The following is an 8,565-nucleotide window of genomic DNA, read 5'->3' as shown; positions in this document are numbered from 1 at the left end:
TCCGCCGTCGCCCTTCGGGCTATGGCGGACAAGTCGCTTCGCTCGCAGTGACGGCGACTAGAAACGCCCGCCACCTAACCGGCCCGCCGTCCCTCGCGCATCGTCTGCAGCACGATGTCCGCGGCGCGCACGCTGGGCGATGCAGCGCCTGTCGACATGATGGCGTCGATCCCTGCGAAGGCGTCGAGCTGCCGCTGCCGTGCAGGACTGTCGGCGAGCACCTCCGCGAGCGCCGGCGCGAGATGGTCCGGCGTGCAGGCCTCCTGCAGGTATTCCGGAATCACGTTGTCGCCGATCACGAGATTGGCAAGGATCACCGACTGCACCCGGACCACGCGGCGCAGGATGAAGGCCTCGAGCGCGCCGACCTTATAGGCCGTGACCATCGGCACGCCCGAGATCGCAAGCTCCAGCGTCACAGTACCCGACTTGGCGAGCGCAGCGCGCGCGGTCCGGAAGGCGGCGCGCTTGTCCGCCTCATTGAGCACGATGCGCGGCGCGACCGGCCAGCTTGCAATCCCTGCCCTGACCGCGGCTTCGAGATGCGGCGTGGTCGGCAGCACCGCCTCGAACGCAATACCTCCCGCGCGCAATCGATCGAGCGTCTCGCCGAAGATCGCAAGATGACGGGCGACCTCGCTGCGGCGGCTGCCGGGCAGCACCAGCAGCATTGGCGGTACGCCGTCGCGTCGCGCCTGTTCCTCGGCGTTGGGACGGAGGTTCGCGATCTGCTCGATCAGGGGATGGCCGACATAAGTACAAGGCGGACCGCCGAGCCGCTGATACGCCGCGGGCTCGAACGGCAGCAGCGCCGCCACGTGATCGACATAACGGCGCATCGCGCGTGCCCGCCCCGGCCGCCAGGCCCACACTGTCGGCGCGACGTAGTTGACGATCGGGATCGCGCTGTCGCGCGCGTGCACGCGCCGCGCCACGCGCTGGGTGAAATCAGGACTGTCGATGATGACGAGCACGTCGGGTGCGCGCTCGACGATCGCGTCCACCGTCTGGCGGATCAGCCGCAGGATTTTCGGCAACTGCTTGATCACGGCCGAGAAGCCGACGATCGAGAGCTCCTCGATCGGAAACAGCGACACCAGCCCTTCACGCGCCATGTCGCGGCCGCCGACGCCGGAGAATTCGACGGCATCACCAAGCCGCTGGCGCAGCACCTTCATCAGCCTTGCGCCGAGCCGGTCGCCGGATTCCTCGGTCGCCACCAGCACGATCCTGCGCGCCATTTGCCCGCCCGCGACGCGCGCCATCACGCGTCCACGCCGATGACGAACAGGCGCGCGTGATCGGCGGCGGCGATCGTCGCTTCGGGCTCTGCGATCAGCGTATGGCCGGCCGCGACCGCGATGCCGGCGAGGCCGGCAGCGGCCGCGCCCTCGATCGTACGCGGTCCGATGGTCGGCAGGTCGAAACGCAAATCCTGGCTGCTCTTCGGCGTCTTCACCAGCACGCCGTGGCCTGCCGGGCTGCGGATGCGCCCCTGCTCCCTCAGGCGGCCGACGCGGGCGAGCAGCCCGTCGGTGCCCTCGATGTCCTCGACCGCCACCACATGACCGTCGATGACGATGACGGCCTGGCCGATGTCGAACGGTCCGAGAGCCTGCAGCACCGCACGCCCCTTCGCGATATCGGCCGTGACAATATCGCCTGGCTGAATACGGGTGAGGCTCCCGGCCGGCACTAGCAGATCAGGCGCGACGTCCTTGATCCCGAGCATGCGAAAGCCGTCGCGCTCGAAGATGCGGCCGATGCCTGACAACAGATGATCGTCGCCACCGCGGAATGAGGCCCAGATCAGCCTGAGCGCGCGCAAGGTGGTGAGGTCGATCCTGATCTCCGCCAGCGACGGCCGCACCAGATTGCCGATAAACAGGAGATCGCTGCAGCCTTCCGCGCGCAGCAGCTTTGCCAGTCGGCCGAGTTGACCGAGCGCGATCCAGTGATGGCGGAAGCGTTCGACACGTTTGGGATCGCAGATGCCCTTCAGCGCGAACAGCACCGGCGTGCGCCCGCGCGCGATCATCGCATCGGCCACCGCGAACGGCATGACGCCGCCGGCCGCGATCAAGCCGACGGGGGGAGCCAACTCATGTGCCGCATTCGCCATGGCACCTTACATCTCGGCGAGAGATCCGCCGCTCTCCGGAAGGCACAGCGCGCGATGCCTACCACCGCCGATGAAGGCGAGGATCTCTGCTATCGCCGGGTCATCGCCGGCCATCGACTGCACCGCCGCGAGGCGATCGGCGAACACACCGGGACCGTGGAACAGCTTCTGATAGAAGCCGCGCACGGCGGCGAGCCGCTCGCGGGTGAATTTGCGGCGTTTCATGCCGATGATGTTGAGGCCTTCGAGCGCGGCATACTGGCCGTTGACGAGACCATAGGGAATGATGTCGCTGCGCACGCCGCAGACACCGCCGACCATCACGGCATGGCCGATCCGGGTGAACTGATGCACCGCCGACAGGCCGCCGATATAGACGCCGTCGGCGATCTCGACGTGACCGCCGAGCGTCGCCGATGTCGCGAAGATCACATTGTTGCCGACCACGCAGTCGTGGCCGACATGGGCGTTGTTCATGAAGAAACCGCCATTGCCCACCGTCGTCAAGCCGCCGCCTTTGGTGGTGCCGATGTTCATCGTCACACCCTCGCGGATGGTGTTGCCGGAGCCGATCACCAGCCGATGCGGCTCGCCGCGATAGCCGAGGTCCTGCGGCGCGCCGCCGAGCACCGCGAATGGCGAGATGACGTTGTCATTGCCGAGCGTGGTGTGGCCCATGATCTGGACATGGGACATCAGCCGGCAATTGGTGCCGATCACGGCGTTCGGGCCGACGATGCAGTACGGGCCGATCTCGGTGCCGCCGCCGATGATGGCGCCGTCCTCGACGCGGGCGGTAGGGTCGATCTTGCTCATACGGATGCGATCAATCAGTCAGCATGGCGCCGACATCGGCTTCCGCCACCGTCACGCCGTCGACCTTGGCATCGCCGTGGAACCACCACATGGTCTTGCGGCGCCCGATCGACGTCATGTGGTATTCGATAGTCTGGCCAGGCAGCACGGGCTTCCGGAACTTGCACTTGTCGATGGTGAGGAAATAGACCGCGCGGGGCTTCTCGGTGCCCTCGACCGACTTGATGCCAATCACGCCGGCGGTCTGCGCCATGCCCTCGATCATCAGTACGCCCGGATAGACCGGCCGTTCCGGGAAATGGCCCTGGAAACACGGCTCGGCGAAGGAAACGTTCTTGACGCCGATGCCGCTATAGTCGGCGCGGATGTTCTTCACGCGGTCGATCAGGAGAAACGGGTTACGGTGCGGCAGCGTCTTGAGGATCTCGTTGATGTCGATGTCCGCAAACTTGATGGGTGACTCCTCCATCACTCCTGTCCTTCATCCTTCGGGCTAGCCGCCGTCATATCGCGCACCAGCCGCTCCACCGCGACGATCTCGCGGAACCACTGCTTGGTCGGCTTCGCGAAATAGCCGCCCCACCGTCCATTCGGCGGGATGTCGTCCTTGACGCCGCTCATCGCAGTGACCTGCGCACCGTCGCCGATCTTGAGGTGATTGTTGATGCCAACCTTCGCCCCGAGCGCGACGTTGTCGCCGATCGTGAGGCTGCCTGCCAGCCCGATCTGGGCTGCCAGCAGGCAATGCCGGCCGATTGTGACATTGTGGCCGATCTGCACCTGGTTGTCGACCTTGGTGCCTTCGCCGATCACGGTGTCCCGCAGGCTGCCGCGGTCGATGGTGGTACCGGCGCCGACCTCGACATTGTTCTGGATCAGCACCCGCCCGGTCTGCGGAACCTTGAGGTGCCCGTCGGGACCGAAGAAGATGAAGCCGTAGCCATCCTGGCCGATGCTGCAGGCGGGATGGATCAGCACGTTATTGCCGATCAGCGCGCACTGGATCACGGTGCGCGCGCCGACATTGCAGTCGCGCCCGATCTTGACGTGAGGTCCGATCACGGCGCCGGCGCCGACCACCGTGCCGCTGCCGATCTCGACATGGGCGCCGATCACGGCCAGCGGCTCGACGATGACATCGTCCTCCAGCCGCGCGGTCGGGTCGATAATCGCCTGCGGCGAGACGCCCGCGCAGCCGAACCAGGATGTCGGCCGCAGCGCGTCGGAATGCAGCTCGCGGGCAAGGTTCACGAAGGCCCGGAACGGCTGGGCGATGCGCAGCACCGTCGTATGCGCCGGCACCTTGGCCTCGAATCGCGGGCTGACCAGCACGGCCCCGGCATAGGTCGCGGCAAGCTGGTCCGCGTATTTGAGGTTGTCGAAGAATGCCAGATGCATCGGCCCGGCCTCGTCGAGCGAGGCGAGCCCCCTGATCACCTGTTCGCCCTTGGAGGGATCGACCAGCGTGGCCTTGGTGGCAGCCGCGATCGCGGCCAGCGTCATCGGAGCGGGTTGTTCAAAGAAAGTCGGCTGAGGCATTCGATCCATCGCGGCTCAACCGCGCGCAAAAAGATAAAGCTCGGCCCTGTGTATCCGGGGCCGAGCTCAACTTACACCAATGCGTCGTGATCACGCGACTCGTATCCGCCGAGGGTGGCGGTCCAGGCTGGCGCGTCGTCAGAACGACGTGCCGCCGCCGAACCGGAACTCCTGGGTGCGGTCATACGCACCCTTGCTCAGCGGGATTGCGTAATCGAAGCGCAGCGGACCGAACGGGGACGCCCAGACCAGACCGACACCGACCGAGCTGCGGACCTTACTGCTGTCGTCAAACACCAGCCCGGTGCAAGTGCCAGGATTGGCCGGAACCGTCGCGGTCGCAGGGGTCGGCCTGATGCAGCCTGGCGTGTTGACTTCGCCGGTCGCAGTCCATGAGGTCGGTCCCTGATAGCCGGAGAGACCGCCGGCGTCGGCATAGATCGCGCCCTTCAGGCCCACTTCCTTGGGTAGGAACCAGAATGGCATCTGCAGTTCGACCGAAGCGCCCCAGTATTTGGTGCCACCGATCGCATCCTGGGTGCCGAACGGGTTGATGTCGCGCGGACCGATGCCGTTCGGGGCAAAGCCGCGGACCAGGTTCGGACCCATCTGGAAATGATCCAGCATGCGCAGCTCGTTGTTGCCGATCTTGTTCAGGATACCGCCCTGCAAATGGACGATACCGACGATATCGGAGACCAGCGGGGTGAAGTACTTCGCATCGGCCGCGGTCTTCAGGTACGACACGTCGCCGCCAACACCCGCGAAGTCCTGCTTGAAGTCGACCAGCAGGCCGTCGGTCGGGTTCTTGTTATTGTCGAGCGTGTTGTAGTTGAGCGTGTAACCGAGCGCCGAGGTCAGGCTGGCGCCCTGCGACAATTCCTTACGGACCGGCAGCGAAGCTTCACCATCGCTGAAGCAGCCGAGGCCAGTGCCAGTCGGATCCGCGATACCGGTGGCATTGATGAATGCCGGTGTCGGGTTGAAGGCGAGCAGGCCGTTCGTCGTGGTGTTGTTACAGTTCGCCAGCGTGGACGGCAGCGAGATTTGCTGCTGGTAGATCGAGTAGCGCAGCTGCAGCGACAGGTCCTCACGGAGCTGGAAGCCGAGCCGCGGGCTGAAGCCCAGCGTCTTGGTGCCGTAGGAGATGAAGTTGTTGGACAGCTGCTGACGCTGATAGAGGTCGAGACCGAGCGCGACGCGGTAGTCCAGCAGATACGGTTCGACGAACGACAGCGAGTAGCCGCGGGCATACTGGCCGTAGGTCACCGACGCCTTGGCGAACAGGCCGCGGCCGAGGAAGTTGCGCTCGGAGATCGAGACCTCCGCCAGCGCGCCGTCCGTGGTCGAGTAGCCGCCCGAGACCGAGAAGTCGCCGGTCGACTTCTCCTCGAGATCGACGACCAGGATCACCCGGTCGCTCGAGGAGCCCGGCTCGGTGGTGATCTTCACGGTCTTGAAGAAGTCGAGATTCTTCAGCCGGCGCTCGGCACGGTCGACCAGCGCGCGGTTATAGGCGTCGCCTTCCGAGATATCGAACTCGCGGCGGATGACGTAGTCGCGGGTGCGGGTGTTGCCGCGGATATTGATGCGCTCGATGTAGGTGCGCGGGCCCTCGTCGATCGAAAACACCACCGAGACGGTGTGAGCCTCGAAGTTGCGGTCGCCGTTCGGACGCACCACAGCGAAGGCATAGCCACGCCGCGACGCTTCGATCTGCATCTCCTCGACCGACTTCTCGACCTGCTCGACATTGTAGAGCGAGCCGACATTGACGCGCGAGAACGAGCGCAGCGAATTGCCGTCGAGCGTTGCGATCGAGGACTGCAAGGTGACCGAGCCGACGTGGTACTGCACGCCTTCCTCGATCTTGAAGGTGACCAGGAAGCCCTTCTGCGTCGGATCATATTCCGTGAGCGCGGCCACCACCTGCACGTCGGCATAGCCGTTCTTCAGATAGAAGCGGCGCAGCAGATCGCGATCGGCCTCGACCCGGTCCGGATCGTAGACGTCATTGCCGCCAAGGAAGCTCAGCAGGTTCGATTCGTGGGTCTTGATGACGTCGCGCAGGCGATAGGACGAGTACGCGTTATTGCCGACGAACTCGATCGACTTGACGCCGGTTTTCGCCCCTTCCTCGACGGTGAAGATGAGGTCGACGCGGTTGTTAGGCTGCTCGATGATTTCAGGCGTGACGCGGACGTCGTAGCGACCGGAGTGACGATAGATCTCGGCGATGCGCTGCGCATCCGACTGCACCATCGGGCGGGACAGCGTGCCGCGCGGCTTCGACTGCACTTCGGCGGTGAGCTGCTCGTCCTTGATCTTCTTGTTGCCCTCGAAGGCAACACGGCCGATGACCGGATTCTCGACCACGTGGACGACCAGATGGCCGCCCTGCCGATCGATCTTCACGTCCGAGAACAGACCGGTTTCGATCAGCGCTTTCAGGCCGTCATCGATTCGACCGGCATCGAGCGTGCCGCCCGGTCCGGGCTTGAAATAAGAGCGAATGGTTTCCAGCTCGACGCGGCGATTCCCGACCACTTCGATCGAATTCACCGTCTGTGCGGCAGCTGGCGATGAGATAATCATGCCCGCCAGCGGAGCAACCACCGGCACCGCGAACATGATCAAGGTGGCCAGCACGCCCCCCCGCACCCGCAATCCAAACTTCATGCGCAACGCGCCCTTCATCCCGTTACCGATTCCATACCCCTACGGAACCGGCAGATTCCCATTCAACGTCTTGCTTGTAGCCAATTTCACCTAGGCGGCAACGCCGTATCGCGATCCATTTTCATTTTCGTTTCAAAACGTTGCCTATCCGCCACGTCACAGAAAAGCCGAGGTCACGACCCCGCGAAGTGCAGGATATCGTTATAGGTTGCAAAAACCATCAGCATTAATACGAGGCCGAGTCCGATCCTGAATCCCATCTCCTGCGCGCGCTCCGACAGCGGACGACCGCGAGCGGCCTCGACCCCGTAAAATAGCAGGTGGCCGCCATCGAGCAGCGGAACCGGGAACAGGTTCAGGAGGCCGATCGAAACCGAGAGCGTCGCACAAAGGTTCACCAGGAACTGGAACCCGAGGCTCGCAGCTTGGCCCGAGATCTGTGCGATTCGCAGTGGACCGCCGAGTTCGCGAGCGTTCCCAACACCGGAAAATAGCGAACCGATGAAATGGAAGGTGCCGGAAATAATCAGCCAGACCTGTTCCAGGCCGAACAGAAATGCTCCCGCGAAGCTGACCGGAACCATGCGCGATTCGTCCGGCCGAGCGTTGTATTGAATACCGAGCACGCCAATCCGGTGACTATTGCCAAGAATATCTTTCTCGTCCTTTAGCGCCGGCGTAGCCTTCAACGCGACATCCTGACCATCCCGCCTGACATGGAACGTCAGCTCGGTCGCGGCGTTCATCGCAACGATCTGCTTCATGTCGTTGAAATTGTTTATCTCGTGGCCATCAATAGAGGTCACGACGTCGCCGACCTGGAACCCGGAGGCGGCCGCGACGCTCTCCGGCTGAATTGCATCGACACGCGCTGTCGTGTTCGGCTTACCGTAATAGAGCGCCATGCCGGCGAAAATGAGCACCGCCAGGATAAAATTGGCAATCGGGCCGGCGGCGACGATCGCCGCGCGCGGGCCGATCTTCTTATGATGGAAGCTGCCTTCGCGCTCCTCGTCGGTCATCCTGGCCAGCGACTCGGCCGACGGCGTCGAGGCCTCGGTCTCGTCACCAAAGAACTTCACATAGCCGCCGAGGGGGATTGCCGAAAGCTTCCAGCGAGTGCCGTGGCGATCATTGAAGCCAACGAGCTCAGGCCCGAAGCCGAGCGAAAACTTCAGCACTCTCACACCAGCCCAGCGAGCAACCAGAAAATGGCCAAGCTCGTGGAAGAACACAACGATCGTCAGCACAAATAGGAAACCGACCAGAGCGTGTCCTAAAGTATTGAATCCATGTTGAAAAAACTCGGTCATCGTTTCCTCGCGTGGGCCGAAGCTCCCACAACCCCTACGACGCCTTTAAGGCAATTTGGGGCAACAGGGTGGCAGCTTTATTCCGAGCCTCATGGT

General features: G+C 63.8%; 7 protein-coding genes. All 7 read right to left on the bottom strand.

All coding sequences use genetic code 11. The annotated features are described in order from the left end of the window. Positions 1–74 precede the first annotated feature (74 nt). Positions 75–1,265: a lipid-A-disaccharide synthase gene (gene lpxB, locus WA702_RS27420; RefSeq protein ID WP_425113675.1), complete on the bottom strand. Its 1,191-nt coding sequence runs from the start codon at positions 1,263–1,265 to the stop codon at positions 75–77. Beyond that, positions 1,265–2,122: an LpxI family protein gene (locus WA702_RS27415; protein ID WP_425113674.1), complete on the bottom strand. Its 858-nt coding sequence runs from the start codon at positions 2,120–2,122 to the stop codon at positions 1,265–1,267. Before WA702_RS27415 ends, lpxB begins: the two co-directional genes overlap by 1 nt. A 6-nt stretch (positions 2,123–2,128) precedes the next feature. Beyond that, entirely contained in the window at positions 2,129–2,938 is an 810-nt protein-coding gene (gene lpxA, locus WA702_RS27410) for an acyl-ACP--UDP-N-acetylglucosamine O-acyltransferase (RefSeq protein WP_425113673.1), read from the bottom strand. A 10-nt stretch (positions 2,939–2,948) separates the two neighbouring features. Further along, on the bottom strand, positions 2,949–3,407 hold the full coding sequence (gene fabZ, locus WA702_RS27405; RefSeq protein ID WP_425113672.1) for a 3-hydroxyacyl-ACP dehydratase FabZ: 459 nt from the start codon (positions 3,405–3,407) through the stop codon (positions 2,949–2,951). Continuing rightward, a complete protein-coding gene (gene lpxD / locus WA702_RS27400; RefSeq protein ID WP_425113671.1) occupies positions 3,407–4,477 on the bottom strand; it encodes a UDP-3-O-(3-hydroxymyristoyl)glucosamine N-acyltransferase in 1,071 nt (356 codons plus the stop codon). Before lpxD ends, fabZ begins: the two co-directional genes overlap by 1 nt. Positions 4,478–4,615: 138 nt before the next feature. After that, the gene (bamA, locus tag WA702_RS27395; RefSeq protein WP_425113670.1) at positions 4,616–7,156 is read right to left on the bottom strand and encodes an outer membrane protein assembly factor BamA; all 2,541 of its coding nucleotides are present in this window, start codon (positions 7,154–7,156) and stop codon (positions 4,616–4,618) included. Between the two features lie 173 nt (positions 7,157–7,329). Then, positions 7,330–8,469, bottom strand: coding sequence for a M50 family metallopeptidase (locus WA702_RS27390; RefSeq protein ID WP_425113669.1), 1,140 nt, complete (start codon positions 8,467–8,469; stop codon positions 7,330–7,332). Positions 8,470–8,565: the final 96 nt, after the last annotated feature.

It is taken from the genome of Bradyrhizobium sp., from assembly GCF_049798375.1.
Classification (GTDB): domain Bacteria; phylum Pseudomonadota; class Alphaproteobacteria; order Rhizobiales; family Xanthobacteraceae; genus Bradyrhizobium.
Note: the sequence above shows the minus strand (reverse complement) of the source record. Positions and strands in the feature narration are given on the sequence as shown.